This is a genomic window from Micromonospora sp. KLBMP9576 (genome assembly GCF_050941805.1).
Classification (GTDB): domain Bacteria; phylum Actinomycetota; class Actinomycetes; order Mycobacteriales; family Micromonosporaceae; genus Micromonospora.
This window is the reverse complement of sequence record NZ_CP194567.1, coordinates 5,483,497-5,498,046: the sequence shown is the minus strand read 5'-3', so window position 1 is coordinate 5,498,046 and position 14,550 is coordinate 5,483,497. Positions and strand designations below refer to the sequence as shown.

General features: G+C 73.8%; 16 protein-coding genes. 11 read left to right on the top strand and 5 right to left on the bottom strand.

Annotation, left to right across the window (positions count from 1 at the left end; genetic code table 11):
* The first annotated feature begins 188 nt into the window (after positions 1-188).
* From ACQ452_RS24305 to ACQ452_RS24285, 5 genes are all read left to right on the top strand, one after another.
* Positions 189-1,103: an ABC transporter ATP-binding protein gene (locus ACQ452_RS24305; RefSeq protein WP_433387603.1), complete on the top strand. Its 915-nt coding sequence runs from the start codon at positions 189-191 to the stop codon at positions 1,101-1,103.
* Positions 1,096-1,980, top strand: coding sequence for an ABC transporter permease (locus ACQ452_RS24300; protein WP_433387601.1), 885 nt, complete (start codon positions 1,096-1,098; stop codon positions 1,978-1,980). The genes ACQ452_RS24305 and ACQ452_RS24300 overlap by 8 nt, the downstream gene beginning before the upstream one ends.
* Positions 1,977-2,933 (top strand): ABC transporter ATP-binding protein, encoded by a 957-nt coding sequence (locus ACQ452_RS24295; protein WP_433387600.1) that lies wholly within the window; start codon positions 1,977-1,979, stop codon positions 2,931-2,933. Before ACQ452_RS24300 ends, ACQ452_RS24295 begins: the two co-directional genes overlap by 4 nt.
* Positions 2,934-2,937: 4 nt before the next feature.
* Complete coding sequence (locus ACQ452_RS24290) at positions 2,938-3,648, top strand: ABC transporter permease subunit (protein WP_433387598.1); 711 nt, start codon at positions 2,938-2,940, stop codon at positions 3,646-3,648.
* A 91-nt stretch (positions 3,649-3,739) separates the two neighbouring features.
* Positions 3,740-4,390, top strand: coding sequence for a hypothetical protein (locus tag ACQ452_RS24285; protein ID WP_433387597.1), 651 nt, complete (start codon positions 3,740-3,742; stop codon positions 4,388-4,390).
* Between the two features lie 23 nt (positions 4,391-4,413).
* Here the strand turns inward: ACQ452_RS24285 and ACQ452_RS24280 are convergent, their stop codons facing one another.
* Together ACQ452_RS24280 and ACQ452_RS24275 are read right to left on the bottom strand one after the other, a co-directional pair.
* Positions 4,414-4,914 carry a methylated-DNA--[protein]-cysteine S-methyltransferase gene (locus tag ACQ452_RS24280; protein ID WP_433387595.1) on the bottom strand — a complete coding sequence of 167 codons (501 nt, stop codon included), beginning with the start codon at positions 4,912-4,914 and terminating at the stop codon, positions 4,414-4,416.
* Positions 4,911-6,434 carry a DNA-3-methyladenine glycosylase 2 family protein gene (locus ACQ452_RS24275; RefSeq protein WP_433387594.1) on the bottom strand — a complete coding sequence of 508 codons (1,524 nt, stop codon included), beginning with the start codon at positions 6,432-6,434 and terminating at the stop codon, positions 4,911-4,913. Before ACQ452_RS24275 ends, ACQ452_RS24280 begins: the two co-directional genes overlap by 4 nt.
* A gap of 141 nt (positions 6,435-6,575) precedes the next feature.
* Between ACQ452_RS24275 and ACQ452_RS24270 the strand changes: the two genes are divergently transcribed.
* The 3 genes from ACQ452_RS24270 to ychF all read left to right on the top strand — a co-directional run bounded on the left by ACQ452_RS24270 (position 6,576) and on the right by ychF (position 9,192).
* Positions 6,576-7,058 (top strand): hypothetical protein, encoded by a 483-nt coding sequence (locus ACQ452_RS24270; RefSeq protein ID WP_433387592.1) that lies wholly within the window; start codon positions 6,576-6,578, stop codon positions 7,056-7,058.
* Between the two features lie 22 nt (positions 7,059-7,080).
* Positions 7,081-7,848: a Type 1 glutamine amidotransferase-like domain-containing protein gene (locus tag ACQ452_RS24265; protein WP_433387590.1), complete on the top strand. Its 768-nt coding sequence runs from the start codon at positions 7,081-7,083 to the stop codon at positions 7,846-7,848.
* Between the two features lie 258 nt (positions 7,849-8,106).
* The gene (gene ychF / locus ACQ452_RS24260) at positions 8,107-9,192 is read left to right on the top strand and encodes a redox-regulated ATPase YchF (protein ID WP_433387588.1); all 1,086 of its coding nucleotides are present in this window, start codon (positions 8,107-8,109) and stop codon (positions 9,190-9,192) included.
* Between the two features lie 109 nt (positions 9,193-9,301).
* Here the strand turns inward: ychF and ACQ452_RS24255 are convergent, their stop codons facing one another.
* Together ACQ452_RS24255 and ACQ452_RS24250 are read right to left on the bottom strand one after the other, a co-directional pair.
* Positions 9,302-9,667 carry a hypothetical protein gene (locus ACQ452_RS24255; RefSeq protein ID WP_433387587.1) on the bottom strand — a complete coding sequence of 122 codons (366 nt, stop codon included), beginning with the start codon at positions 9,665-9,667 and terminating at the stop codon, positions 9,302-9,304.
* A 113-nt stretch (positions 9,668-9,780) separates the two neighbouring features.
* Complete coding sequence (locus ACQ452_RS24250) at positions 9,781-10,713, bottom strand: MBL fold metallo-hydrolase (RefSeq protein ID WP_433387586.1); 933 nt, start codon at positions 10,711-10,713, stop codon at positions 9,781-9,783.
* A gap of 140 nt (positions 10,714-10,853) precedes the next feature.
* Between ACQ452_RS24250 and ACQ452_RS24245 the strand changes: the two genes are divergently transcribed.
* Positions 10,854-12,503, top strand: coding sequence for an FAD-binding dehydrogenase (locus ACQ452_RS24245; protein ID WP_433387584.1), 1,650 nt, complete (start codon positions 10,854-10,856; stop codon positions 12,501-12,503).
* Between the two features lie 6 nt (positions 12,504-12,509).
* Here the strand turns inward: ACQ452_RS24245 and ACQ452_RS24240 are convergent, their stop codons facing one another.
* A complete protein-coding gene (locus ACQ452_RS24240; RefSeq protein WP_433387583.1) occupies positions 12,510-12,845 on the bottom strand; it encodes a YnfA family protein in 336 nt (111 codons plus the stop codon).
* 66 nt (positions 12,846-12,911) lie between these two features.
* On the opposite strand from ACQ452_RS24240, the gene ACQ452_RS24235 reads away from it, so the two are divergent.
* Positions 12,912-13,961, top strand: coding sequence for a hypothetical protein (locus tag ACQ452_RS24235; RefSeq protein ID WP_433387582.1), 1,050 nt, complete (start codon positions 12,912-12,914; stop codon positions 13,959-13,961).
* Positions 13,962-13,968: 7 nt separating this feature from the next.
* Entirely contained in the window at positions 13,969-14,484 is a 516-nt protein-coding gene (locus tag ACQ452_RS24230; RefSeq protein WP_433387580.1) for a pyridoxamine 5'-phosphate oxidase family protein, read from the top strand.
* The last annotated feature ends 66 nt before the right edge of the window (positions 14,485-14,550 follow it).

The following is a 14,550-nucleotide window of genomic DNA, read 5'->3' as shown; positions in this document are numbered from 1 at the left end:
ACAGTTTCTCAGCCGGTCGGCGATCGGTCGAGAGCGCCACTCCCGGCTCGCCCGTCGGGCGCGCCTCGGCGGCGCACGTCCGAGGGCGGTACGGCCCCGGACCTTAGGGGAACCGGCCAGGAAGATCAGGGACCCGCCGGGGGCGGGCCGCCGCCCACAGGTGGTCCCAACTCCCTACGCTGTAGGACGTGACACTCATCGCGACCGAGTCGCTGACCAAGACGTACGGGGGTGGGGTCACGGCGTTGGCCGACCTGACCGTCGCGGTCGAGCCGGGGATAATCGGGCTGGTCGGCGCGAACGGCGCCGGCAAGTCGACCCTGATCAAGATCCTGCTCGGCCTCCTCGCCCCGACCAGCGGCCGGGTCTCGGTGCTCGGCCTCGACCCGAGCACCGACTCCGCCCAGGTCCGCGCCCGGGTCGGCTACATGCCCGAGCACGACGCCCTGCCACCGGACCTCTCCGCCGCTGAGCTGGTCACCCACCTCGGCCGGGTCAGCGGCCTGCCGCGCACGGTCGCCCGGGAGCGGGCCTCGGAAGCGCTGCGCCACGTCGGGCTCTACGAGGAGCGCTACCGCCCCGTCGGCGGCTACTCCACCGGCATGAAGCAGCGGGTCAAGCTCGCCCAGGCCCTGGTGCACGACCCCGACCTGCTGCTGCTCGATGAGCCGACCAACGGCCTCGACCCGGCCGGCCGCGACGCCATGCTGGCGCTGGTGCACCGCATCGGCACCGAGTTCGGCATCTCCGTGCTGGTCTGTTCGCACCTGCTGGGCGAGGTGGAACGGATCTGCGACACCCTCGTCGCCATCGACGGCGGGCGGCTGCTGCGCGCCGACCACATCTCCGCGATGACCTCCGCGACCGACGTGCTCGCCGTCGAGGTCAGCGAGGGCACGGAGGAATTGGCCGCGCGGCTGACCGCGCTCGCCCTGCCCGTGCGCCGGGACGGCCGGCTGCTGCTCGTCGAGCTGATCGACGACGCCACCTACGACCTGATCCTCGGCGCGGTCGCCGAGCTGGACCTGCCGCTGCACCGGCTGGACCAGCGCCGGCACCGGGTGGCCGAACTCTTCGCCACGAGGGAGCCGAGCCATGCCTGAGCCGACCGGCGTCATCCACGACATCGGCTACCAGCGCTACACCGGCCCCCGGCTGGGTCGCCGGGCCGTCTTCGGCGCGCTCTACCTGCACGGCCTGCGGACGGCGTTCGGTCTGGGGCGCAGCGCGAAGGCCAAGATCTTCCCCTGGCTGGTGGTCGCCATCGTCACGGTGGTGGCCGCGGCCCTCACCGCGGTGCGCAGCCAGGTCGGCGAGGCGGTGATGACGTACGCCCAGTTCGCCGACAACATGAGCTGGCTGGTCATCTTCTTCGTCGCGGTGGTCGCGCCCGAACTGGTCTCCCGGGACCTGCGCAGCGGCGTGCTGCCGCTCTACTTCTCCCGGCCGCTGCCGCGCTCGGACTACCCGCTGGCCAAGCTGCTGGCGCTGGCGACCGCGCTGTGGTTGCTGCTCGGCGGGCCGCAGTTCGTGATGTTCCTGGGCGCCGCCTTCACCGGCGGCGACGGCATGCGCGGGGTCTGGAACGAGCTGCTCGACCTGCTGCCGGGCCTGCTCTACGCCGGGCTCTGGGCCGTGGTCTTCGCCTCGGTCGGCCTGTTGGTCGCCTCGCTCACCGGCAAGCGGGCGTTCGCGGCCGGCGGGATCGTGGCCGTGTTCCTGATGACCACCCCGATCGTCGCCACCCTGTTGATCATGCCGTCCCAGGCGGTCAACGAGCTGGCCTTCCTCGCCTCACCGTCGACACTGGTGGCCGGCGTGGGCACCTGGGCGCTCGGTGACCTGCTGGTGCCCGAGGGGCAGGGCAACGGCATACGGCTCGGCGACTTCGGCCCGGTCTACGCGGTCGCCGCCGTGCTGCTCGTCGCCGGCTGCGTCGCCCTGCTGATGCTGCGATACCGGAAGGTGGCCGCCCGATGACCACGATCAGCGCCGACCAGGCGACGGGGACACCGACCGCCGCCAGCACCCTCGACCTCGCCGGCGTCTCCCGCTGGTACGGCAACGTGGTGGCGGTCAACGACGTCAGCATGAGCCTCGGCCCGGGCGTGACCGGCCTGCTCGGCCCGAACGGCGCCGGCAAGACGACCCTGCTGCACATGATGGCGGGCTTCCTGGCCCCCTCACGCGGGGCGGTGAGCCTGGACGGCCGTCCCACCTGGCGCAACCCGGAGGTCTACCGCCGGCTCGGCCTGGTCAGCGAGCGGGAGGCGGTGCACACCTTCCTCAGCGCGTACGAGTTCGTGCTGGCCAGCGCGAAGCTGCACCGGCTGCCGGATCCGGCGGCGGCGGCCCGCCGGGCGATCGCCCTGGTCGAGATGGAGGGCGCGCAGGACCGCCGGATCGGCACCTACTCGAAGGGCATGCGGCAGCGTGCCCGGGTGGCCGCCGCGCTGGTGCACGAGCCGCAGGTGCTGCTGCTCGACGAGCCGTTCAACGGGATGGACCCGCGCCAGCGGTTGCACATGATGGAGCTGCTGCACCGTCTCGGCGACGCCGGCCGCACCATCCTGTTCAGCTCGCACATCCTGGAGGAGGTCGAGCAGGTCTCCGGCACCGTCCAGGTGATGGTCGCCGGTCGGCTGGCCGCCTCCGGCGACTTCCGCACCATCCGCCGGCTGATGACCAACCGGCCGCACGTCTTCACCGTGCGCTCCACCGACGACCGGGCGCTCGCCGTGGCGCTGATGTCCGAGGCGTCGGTGACGGGTGTCGAGCTGGACCGCACCGGGCTGACGGTGCGGGCCGGCGACTATGGGGCGTTCACCCGCGTCCTGCCGAAGATCGCTCTCGCGGAGGGCATCCGGGTGCGGCAACTGGTGCCCCAGGACGAGTCCCTGGAGAGCGTCTTCTCCTACCTGGTGGAGGCCTGAACCCATGTCTACCGTTTCCTGGATCACCGTGCGGGGGCTGTTCGGGCGTCGCCGGTTCCTCCTGCTGCTGCCGCTGCCCGCGGTGCTGGTGCTGCTGGCCGTGCTCTCCCGGTCGCTCGGCGTGGACCCGGGCGAGTGGGGCCCGCCGGTGCTGGTCGGCCTCGGCCTGGCCGTGGTGCTCCCGGTGGTCGCCCTGATCGTCGGCACCGGCGTGCTGGGGGCCGAGATCGACGACGGCACCGTCGTGCACATCCTGACCAAGCCGCTGCCGCGTTGGCAGATCGTGCTGCCCAAGCTGGCGGTGGCCACCGCCGTCACCGCGGTCACCGTCGCCGTCCCGCTCTACGTGGCGGGCGTGCTCGCCGACTCCGTACGCCTCGGCCTGGCGCTCGCCGTCGCGTCGGCGGTCGGTGCGCTGGCGTACTCGGCGCTGTTCCTGGCGCTCAGCCTGCTCACCCGCCGGCCGGTGCTGCTCGGCCTGGTCTACGTGCTGATCTGGGAGGGGCTGCTGGGCAGCGTCGTCAGCGGCACCAAGGTGCTCTCCATCCAGCAGTACGTGATCACCCTCGCCGACCGGATCGCCCCCACCGGGTTGTTGCAGGGTGACGTGTCGGTGCCGGTGGCGGCGGTGATGAGCGTGCTGATCAGCGTTGGCTTCACCGTGCTCGCGATCGACCGGCTCCGCTCGTTCAGCGTGGCCGGCGAGACGAGCTGATCCCACCCGCGACGGTTCTCCGGGTGGCCCGACCCGCGAAGGTAGGGCTGCCCGGATGGACCGGGCCGGGCGGCCTTGCGAGGCTGACGGGGTGAGTGTGGAGACGGGGCTGTTGATGGCGCGAGAGTCCGATCCGGGTGCTGGCCGGCACCGGATGATCAGCCTGGCGGTGGCCGGGCTGGCGGCGGCGGCGACCACCACGACCGCCCAGTCCAGCGGGCACTTCCACTGGTGGGCGAGCTTCGTGCTGATCCCGGGCGCGCTGATCGCCGCCGCCGGGGGGCCGCTGCTGGCCCGCGACGGCGGGCGGGCCTTCGCCGGCTACGTGGTGGCCTGCCTCGGCGTGCTGGTGTTCACGGTCGGCGCGTTGCTGATGTTCGGCGTGTTCGGGCGGGGCTGGCCCCTGATGGTCGTCCTACCCTGCCTGGCCGTCGCCGGCACCTACCACTGGCGGCTGGTCCACCCGCTGGCCCGGGGGCTGCACCGGGCCGTCTCCCTGCTGGCGTTGGCCGGCGCACTGCTGCTGGGCGGGACGCTCCAACTGGACCGCGTCGGGCTGGTCGACGTGGGGGCCGCCCCGATGTGGGGCGCGTTCCTGATGCTGGCCGGGATGATCGTGCTGGGCAACGCGGTGGAGCTGACCCGGCACCGGATGCCGTACCGCCTCCAGGCGATCACCCTGCTGGCCGGCCCCGCCGTCGTCGCCTTCCTCCTCGGTCTGCGCCTGCTGCGCGGCTGGTGACCGCCGCGCGGCGGCCCCCTCCGTCAGCGCCGCTCGTGACCGAGCAGCCACCGCTTCACGTCCAGCCCCCAGCGGTAGCCGCCGAGCGTCCCGTCGGTGCGCAGCACCCGGTGGCAGGGGACGAAGAGGGCGGCGGCGTTACGGGCGCAGGCCGCCGCCGCGGCGCGTACGGCGGCGGGCCGCCCGGCCAGCCCCGCGTACGCGGTGTAGGTCACCGGGTCGCCCGGCTTCACCTCGCGCAGCACCTGCCAGGCGTGCCCCATGAACGCGCCCTGCGTGTGCTGCCGCACCGGCACGGCGTCGATCGCGGTCAGCTCGCCGTCCAGGTAGGCCGCCACGGCGGCGCTGACGGGGCCGAGGTCGGCCCGGTGCCGCAGCGGCGCCCGCATGCTCGGGTGCACCAGGGGGAGCAGGCTCTCCGGGTCGCCCGTGAAGCCCGCCGCCCGGACGGCGCCGTCCGGGCCGACCATGATGCTGAGCGGGCCGGCGGGGGTGTCGATGACGGTGCTGTCGTTCATGCTCATGCTGCTCTCCAGAGTCGGATCACCGCGTACGAGCGCCAGGGGCGCCAGCGGTCGGCGTACGTGTCGAGGGTCTTCGGGTCGTCCGGCAGGTCGAGGGCGGCGGCGCCCCGGCGCACGGCGAGGTCGGTGGGGAGGAGGACGTCCGGGTCGCCGAGGGCGCGCATCGCGACGTAGCCCGCGGTCCACGGCCCGACGCCGGGCAGCGCCAGCAACCGCCGGACGGTCTCCTCGCGGTCCCCGCCGGGGGCCAGGTCGAGCGACCCGTCGGCGACGGCCCGCGCCAGTCCCCGGATGGTCTCCCGCCGCCCCGCCGGCATCCCGAACACCTCGTCCGGCACCCCCGCCACCTCCTCGGCGGTGGGGAACCCCCGCAACCACCCGCCCGTTCCCTCCACCCCCTCGGCCGGTCGACCGGGAGGCTCGCGGTCCGGTGGAGCGCTGCCCAGGACCTCCTGGCCGGCACCTGCGGGGCCGGGGCGGGATGGCCGGGCGAGGTGGGTCAGGAGCCGGGTGAGGGTGGTGCGGGCGGAGCGGACGGAGACCTGCTGGCCGACGATCGCGCGCACCACCATCTCGAAGCCGTCGACCGAGCGGGGGAGCCGGATGCCCGGCTCGGCGGCGACCGCCCCGGCCAGCGCGGGGTCGGCGGCGAGGGCGCCGTCGACGGCCGTCGGATCGGCGTCGAGGTCGAGCAGGCGGCGGCAGCGGGCCACCGCCGGGGCGAGGTCGCGCATGTCGGTCAGCCGCAGCGTCGCCGTGACGTGCCCGTCCGCCGGGGTCAGGGCCGCCTCGCCCGCGCCGTGCGGCAGCCGCAGACCCCGCCGGTACGTCCCGTCGCGTACCTCCTCGACGCCGGGCAGCGCGCGCAGCGCGAGGAAGCCCAGCAGCGCCTGCGCGTGCAACGGCGGGCGGTACGCGAGCCGCAGCGTGATCGTGCCCGCCCCTGTCGGAGCGGGGCTGCGGCGGGCGGCGCGCAGCTCGGACGGGGCGGTGCCGAACACCTCCCGGACCGTGTCGTTGAACTGCCGGACGCTGCCGAAGCCGGCAGCGAACGCGACCTCCGCCATGCCCAGCCCGGTGGTCTCGATCAGGGTGCGGGCGGTGTGCGCGCGTTGCGCCCGTGCCAGGGCCAGCGGACCGGCGCCCAGCTCGGCCCGCAGCATGCGGTGCAGGTGCCGCTCGGTGTAGCCGAGCCGGGCGGCCAGCCCCGGGATGCCGTCGCGGTCGACGACCCCGTCGCCGATCAGTCGCATCGCCCGGCCCACCACGTCGGCCCGGACGTCCCACTGGGGGGAGCCCGGCGCGGCGTCCGGGCGGCAGCGCCGGCAGGCCCGCAGGCCGGCCGTCTGGGCGGCGGCGGCCGAGGGGAAGAACCGGACGTTCTGCCGCTTCGGGGTCGTCGCCGGGCAGGACGGCCGGCAGTAGATCCCGGTCGACGTGACACCTGTGTAGAACCAGCCGTCGAATCGTTGGTCGCGGCTGTCGACCGCCCGGTAGCACCGCTCGAAGTTCAACTCCACACCACCGATGATGCTCCTGCCCGGAGCCCCGGGCTGGCGGGAATCGGACCTGGCCGTGCGGGTGCGAACGGGACGTCCGGCGCGGAAAGTGTCGGTTGGGGCCGGTACCGTCCGGCCACCAACTCAAGAAGGGGCGCGGTCATGGCGAGCGTGGCGGGTCGGGAAGCGGCGTCGACACGGGACGGGCACCCTCCGCTGGACGGCGCGGTGGTGCAGGGCTTCTACGACCGGATGCGGGCGGTCGCCCCGGCCGCCGTCGGCGCGATCGAACGGGACCGGGCCGGTGACCCGGGGCGCGCGTTCGGCGACACCGCCTGCGGCCGGCTCGTGCGCTCGCTCGACGCTGACGGCGTCCGCGCGTTGGGCATGTGGGTGCACCACTGGTGCATGCGGTTCTACGACGACGACACCCGGGTGGGGTTGCGCCTGGTCCGGGAGATCGCCGGCCGGGGCGGGCTGGGCTGGACGGCCGACGAGGTGCGCTGGATGCTGCGCGAGTCGTACGCGGCCGGTCCCGCCGCGGAGGCCCGGTTCACCCTGCCGCTGGCCGGCGCCGGGGAGCTGGCCCCCGGGACCCTGCGCATCGAGGCGGTCGTCCCCCGTCAGGCCGGGCCCCGCGACTGACCGGCCGGCGGGCCGGGGCAGGATGGGCACCGCCGACCCCGACGGAAGGACGACCGTGCCTGCCAGCGAACCGACCATCCTCGCCACCAGCATGGGCATCTACGCGCCGCGCCACGAGGGCGGGGTGCGGCGGGTCAACCCCGTCTTCGACCTGGCCGCCGAGCTGGCCGAGGCCGGGCCGGAGCCGAGGATCTGCTTCCTCAACCAGGCCGAGGGGGACCAGCCGGCCACGCTGACCCGGGTCTACGAGGCGTTCGCCGGCAGCCGGTTCCGGATGACGCACCTGGCGCTGTTCCCGATGCCCAACGTCGACGACGTGCGCGCGCACCTGCTCGCCCAGGACGTCGTCTGGGTGGGCGGCGGCAGCGTCGCCAACCTCTGCGCGGTGTGGCGGGTGCACGGCCTCGGCGAGATCCTGCGTGAGTGCTGGGAGTCCGGCGTGGTGCTCGGCGGCGTCTCCGCCGGCTCGATCTGCTGGCACGCCGGTGGGGCGACCGACAGCTTCGGCACCGACCTGCGCGGCTTCACCGACGGGTTGGGCTGGCTGCCCTACGGCAACGGCGTGCACTACGACAGCGAGGGTCAGCGTCGGCCGCTGATGCACCGGCTGGTCGGCGACGGCACGCTGCCGACCGCGCACTGCACCGACGACGGCACCGGCCTGCTCTACCGGGGCGAGCGGCTGGTCGAGGCCGTCGCGGACCGGCCGGGTGTCTCGGCGTACGAGGTCAGCCGCGGCCCGGACGGCAGTGTGCGGGAGACCCCGATCGGCCCCCGCCTGCTCCCCTGACCCGCCCCTCCCGGAGCCCCTCCCGGAGCCCCTCCCGGAGCCCCTCCCGGAGCCCCTCCCGGAGCCCCTCCCGGAGCCCCTCCCGGAGCCCCTCCCGGAGCCCCTCCCGGAGCCCCTCCGGGGGCTGCCGACGGATCTTCGGCTCCGAAGGATCTTGGTGGGTCTGTGCCCCTCCGGGGGCCGTTTCCCGCCAAGATCTGGTTGGCGTACCGCACCGCGTGCCCGGGGCGGGACGGCATCGGCGTAAGCTGGCCCGTCGTGAGTCTCACCATCGGCATCGTCGGCCTGCCCAACGTCGGCAAGAGCACCCTGTTCAACGCGCTGACCAAGAACGACGTGCTCGCGGCGAACTACCCGTTCGCCACGATCGAGCCCAACGTCGGCGTCGTCGGGCTGCCGGACGAGCGGCTGCAGAAGCTCGCCGAGATATTCAGCTCGCAGAAGGTGCTGCCCGCCCCGGTGTCGTTCGTCGACATCGCCGGCCTGGTGCGCGGCGCCTCGAAGGGGCAGGGTCGGGGCAACGCCTTCCTGGCGAACATCCGCGACGCCTCGGCGATCTGCCAGGTCGTCCGCGCCTTCTCCGACCCGAACGTGGTGCACGTCGACGGCAAGGTCTCACCGGCCGACGACATCGAGACGATCAACACCGAGCTGATCCTCGCCGACCTCCAGACCCTGGAGAAGGCGCTGCCCCGCATCGAGAAGGAAGCCAAGCTCCGCAAGGACCGGGCCGCCGCCGTGGCCGCCGCCAAGCGCGCCGTCGAGCTGCTCGACACCGGCGTCACCCTCTACACGGGCGCCAAGGCCGCGGGCATCGAGCTGGAGCACCTGCGCGAGCTGCACCTGCTCACCACCAAGCCCTTCCTGTACGTCTTCAACGTCGACGAGGCCGAGCTGGGCAACGCCGCGTTCCTCGACGAGCTGCGCGCCCTGGTCGCCCCCGCCGAGGCCGTCTTCATGGACGCCAAGATCGAATCCGAGTTGGTGGACCTGCCCGAGGACGAGGCCCGCGAGCTGCTGGAGTCGATCGGGCAGTCCGAGCCGGGCCTGGACCAGCTCGTCCGGATCGGGTTCCGCACGCTCGGGCTCCAGACGTACCTCACCGCCGGCCCCAAGGAGGCGCGCGCCTGGACCATCCCGGTCGGCGCGACCGCACCGGAGGCCGCAGGCGTCATCCACTCCGACTTCCAGCGCGGCTTCATCAAGGCCGAGGTGGTCTCCTTCGGCGACCTGGTCGCGGCCGGCTCGATGGCGGCGGCCAAGGCCGCCGGCAAGGTCCGGATCGAGGGCAAGGAGTACGTCATGCAGGACGGCGACGTCGTGGAGTTCCGCTTCAACGTCTGATCCCCGGAACGTCTGCCCAGTTCGAACGGGTTGGCCCTCCGTCGTGAGGGCGGTGCAGCGAGTAGGTCACCGCCGCACCGCGCACGACCCGGCACGGCTCGCCCGGCCCTCAGCCGGCCATCCGCAGCGGCACAGCGATGACGACGCCGGCCGCGACGACGGCCAGCAGGACGCGCGGCACGCGCAGACCGCGCCACCAGGGCAGCAGCCAGAGCAACAGCCACATTCCGGCGGCAACCACCAGGTGCGCGCCCAGCAGGGTCAGCGTCGCCTCCTCGCAGCCGTTCTCGGGGCGTACCTGCTCGCACAGGGCCGGCGGCTGATCGGCGCCGAGCAGGGCGACCATCGCGGTGCAGCCGGCCAGCACCGGAGTCACCAGGAGGGTGACGAGCGGGGTCAGCAACCATCCGGCCAGATCACGACGTCGGTCCAGCCGGCCGGTGCGGCCGGTCCCGGCGTTGCCAGCTTGCGACATGGCGAAGACGGTACGGTCCCGGCCCGCCCGCCGTTGCCCCACCTGTGGGAGCGACCGGGTGGCGGGCGGCGACCCGACAGCGGCCTACGGCGACGGTCGCCGGGTCGGTCGGGTCACCGCAGGCCCACCCAGGGATCCTCCCGGCGCCACAGCGTCGGCAGGTGCAGCGCGATCCCGTCCTGATGGGCCAGTCGACCGAGGACCCGCATGGTGACGTCGAGGTCGTCGCCCGCGTACGGCAGGGCGCGCAGCGGCCGGTCGAGCGGGCGGAAGAAGTCGTCCCAGTGGACGAGGACCACGCGCCGCGCCCCGACGGCGCGCACGGTCTCGGCCCAGTACGACCGCAGGTACCGCTCGTCCTGCCGGCCGAGCTGACCGACGCCCAGGTAGGCGACCTCCGCCCGGTGCCCGTCGAGCGCGCCTGGCCGGTAGCCGGCGCTGCCCTGGACCAGGGCGCTCCGGCCGCCCGCGTGCGCGACGAGCACCGACCAGGCCTCGCCGCAGCGGTAGGCGGACGCCCGGGCCGGGGGCACCACGGGCGCGGTGATTTCGCCGGGGAACCGATCCGGTGGGCAGTGCTCCGACTCGACGAACGTGAGCGTGAAGGTGCCCAGGGTCATCGGCTCGTGTGGGGTGACGACGCGGATGCGGTCGTCGGCGAGGCCGGCTCCCCGGCCGGCGTTGACCGCCGATCGGCCGCCGGCGAGCACCGCGCCGGTGCGTAGGGCGACGGTCGCGGAGTCCAGGACGTGGTCGAAGTGCGTGTGCACGGGGATCACGGCGGCCAGGCGGCGGCCCCCGTGGTCGAGTCCCAGCCGGGCGAGCGCGGAGCCGATGCGGGCGTCGTCGGGTGCGAGCCGGCCGAGGGCGACCCTGAGCAGGGACGGCCGGGAGAAGAACCCGTCGGTCAGCACCGCCGTGTCGCCGTCGTCGAACAGCAGGCTGGAGACGCCGAGGAACGTGACGCCGAGGTCCGCCGCCGCCGGCGGCACGTCGAACCGATCGGCGTACGCGGCCAGGTCGGGGCGGCCGAACTTCAGGCGCATGGCGCGACGCTACCTCCCGCCGGGCGGCCACCCGTCCCGGCAGGCCAATGAATACTTCTCGCAATCGGGTGGCAGGATGCGTCCTCATCCGCTGCGGTCCCGGATCGCCAGCGAACACGACGGTGGGGAGAGTGCCTGTCATGGACGCAGACGTGATCGTTGTCGGGGCCGGGCTGGCCGGGCTGGTCGCCACCGCCGAACTCGCGGACGCGGGCCGCCGGGTGATCCTGCTCGACCAGGAGCCCGAGGCCAACCTGGGCGGGCAGGCGTTCTGGTCCTTCGGCGGCCTGTTCCTCGTCGACTCGCCGGAGCAGCGCCGGATGGGCATCCGGGACTCGCGCGAGCTGGCCCTGCAGGACTGGCTGGGTACGGCCGGGTTCGACCGGCCCGAGGACGAGTGGCCGCGCCGGTGGGCCGAGGCGTACGTGGACTTCGCAGCCGGGGAGAAGCGGCCCTGGCTGCACGCCCGGGGCGTCCGGCTCTTCCCGGTGGTCGGCTGGGCCGAGCGCGGCGGGTACGGGGCCACCGGGCATGGCAACTCGGTCCCGCGTTTCCACATCACCTGGGGCACCGGGCCGGGGGTCGTCGCGCCGTTCGCCCGCCGGGTCCGCGACGCGGTGGCGAAGGGCCTGGTCACCCTCGCGTTCCGGCACCGCGTCGACGAACTCGTCGTGACCGACGGCACGGTGACCGGCGTACGCGGTGCCGTCCTGGAGCCCAGCGACGCCGCTCGCGGAGTGGCCAGCAGCCGTACGGTGGTCGGCGACTTCGCGTTGGCCGCCCAGGCCGTCCTGGTGTCCTCCGGCGGCATCGGCGCCGACCACGACCTGGTCCGAAGGAACTGGCCGGCCCGGCTCGGCACCGCCCCCGAGCACATGATCACCGGCGTTCCCGCCCACGTGGACGGGCGGATGCTGCGGATCACCCAGGACGCCGGCGGCAATGTCGTCAACCCCGACCGGATGTGGCACTACGTCGAGGGGGTGCAGAACTGGAACCCCGTCTGGGCCGGGCACGGCATCCGCATCCTGCCGGGGCCCTCCTCGCTGTGGTTCGACGCCACCGGCAAGCGGCTGCCCGGGCCGCTGTATCCGGGGTTCGACACCCTCGGCACGCTGGCGCACCTGCGGGCCACCGGCCACGACCACAGCTGGTTCGTGCTCACCCAGAAGATCATCGAGAAGGAGTTCGCGCTCTCCGGCTCTGAGCAGAACCCCGACCTGACCAACAAGTCCGTCCGGCAGACCCTCGGCCGCATCCGTCCCGGCGCGCCCGCACCCGTCGAGGCGTTCAAGCAGCACGGCGCGGACTTCGTCGTCGCCGACACCCTCGACGAGTTGGTCGCCGGCATGAACGCGCTGACCGGCACGCCCCTGCTCGACGTCGAGGACATCCGGCGCGAGGTCGTCGCCCGCGACCGGGAGCTGGCCAACGCGTTCACCAAGGACGGCCAGGTCGCCGCCATCCACAACGCCCGCCGCTACCGTGGCGACAGGCTGGTGCGTACGGCCACCCCGCACCGGATCCTCGACCCGAAGGCCGGCCCGCTCATCGCCGTCCGGTTGCACGTGATCACCCGTAAGACCCTCGGTGGCCTGCACACCGACCTGTCGGGGCGGGTGCTCGACCCCGACGCGACCCCGGTCCCCGGCCTGTACGCCGCCGGCGAGGCGAGCGGATTCGGCGGGGGCGGGATGCACGGGTACCGCTCCCTGGAGGGCACCTTCCTCGGCGGGTGCATCTTCTCCGGCCGCCAGGCCGGCCGCGCCATCGCTCAGGCGACCGCCTGACGCCGATCAGTCGGCGCGTGGGGCGTACATGATGATGGCGACCCCGACCAGGCAGATGGCCGCGCCGACGATGTCGTAGCGGTCGGGGCGGAACCTGTCGACGAGCATGCCCCAGGCCAGGGAGCCGGCGACGAAGACGCCGCCGTACGCGGCCAGGATGCGGCCGAAGTTCGGATCGGGCTGGAAGGTCGCGACGAAGCCGTAGCAACCGAGGGCGATGACCCCGGCCGCCACCCAGAGCAGCCCCCGGTTCTCGCGCCAGCCCTGCCACACGAGCCAGGCCCCGCCGATCTCGAACAGCGCGGCCAGCACGAAGAGCAGGATGGAGCGGAGCACGGTCATGGGTGGGACGGTAGCCGCAGCGGCACGCGGGCCACGGGCGGCCGGCCGGCCTCCTATGATCTCGCCATGATCACTGCGCCCCTGCCGCCCGAGGCGCTCGCCCGCTATCCCGGGCTGGAACGGCTCGGCCGCACGACGACCCGGCTGCACCCGAGACCCGGGGCGGTCACGCCCGCCGACAGCCACGTCGGCGGGCCCCTGCGCTGGCCGGCCGACGAGCCGTGGCCCACCTGCGACGTGCCGTACATGGTCCACGAGGAGGTGCCGATCCCGGCGGACCTGGCGACCCGGATGAGGACGGCGGAGCGCGGGCGCACGCGGGCGAACGTCCTGACCGACGACGAACTCGATCTGCACCGGGAGATCGCCGCCCTGGTCGGGCCCGGTTTCAGTGGCTGGGGCTCACGCAACGACGGCCCCCTCTTCGGCCACCGGTACGTGCCGCGACCGCATCCCGTGCCCAACCCGATGGTCGCGCTGGCGCAACTGCGCGCCGCGGACATACCCGACCTTCCCCGCCCCGGCGGTGCGGACCTGTTGCAGGTGCTGTGGTGCCCGTTCGAGCACTCCGAGGCCCCGTGGGGCCCGACGGTGCGGCTGCGTTGGCGGCGGGAGGCGGAGCTGACCGACCTCCTCGCGGAACCGCCGCGCGGCGAGGTCGGCACCGACAGGTATGTGCCCCGGCCATGCCGGCTGCACCCGGAGCAGGTCGTCGAGTATCCGTACCCCGACGAGCTGCCGGACGACCTGCGGCGGCTGGTCGACGAGGACGACGACGAGGACGACGAGGAGGCCGACGAGGAGGCCGAGGAGGAGGCCGAGGAGGAGGCGGCCGACTACGTCGCCACCTTCATGGCGCCCGGCTGGAAGGTCGGCGGCTACGCCAACTGGAGCCTCACGGACCCGCGCCCGACGCCGTGCCCCCGCTGCGCCGGCCCCACCACGCTGACCCTCGTCGTCGACTCCTGGGAGCGGGGCGCCGCGCGGTGGCAGCCGCCGCCGTCGGACGGCGACCCGGACGAGGCGACCGGGGTGGTCGTCGGCCGGCACGGTGCGCTGCGTGTCTTCGCGTGCCTGAGCTGCCCGGACGTGCCGTTCCTGCTCGACCAACAGTGAGGTGAGGATGCCATCGACGAACCCGTGGCTGTCCGGACCCACGCCCACCGGCCGCCTGCCCCGCGACCGCCTGGAGGAGCGCATCCTCAACCTGCTGTCGTCGCAGAACATGTGCGTCCTCGCCACCGCCGGCCCGGACGGGCCGATCGCCACGCCGGTGCGCTACTACCCGCTGGGCTTCGCGGTGCTGTTCACCACCGCGCCGAGGTCGCCGAAGATGCGCAACCTCGCCGCCGACCCGAGGGTGTCGGTCGGGATCTTCGCTCCGCTGGTCGGCCTGGCCAGCAGCCGTGGGGCACAGGTCTTCGGCACGGCCCGGGTGCTCGCCCCGGATGATCCTGACCGGGCGCGGCACTGGGCGGCGTTCCGCTGGGAGAACGAACACGTCGAGCGCGGCAGGTCGCTCGCCGAGCCGCCCCGGGACACCCTTGTGGTCGTCGAGGCGGAGCGCATCGTCTACACCGAACACTGGCTGCGACGCGAGGGCTTCGCGCCCCGCCAGTTCTGGCGGCGCGAAGGCTGAGCGCTCGTGGCGGATCGACGAGGTTTCCCGGCGCGACGTGTCCGGAACCCGGCGGCCCGTTCGTCA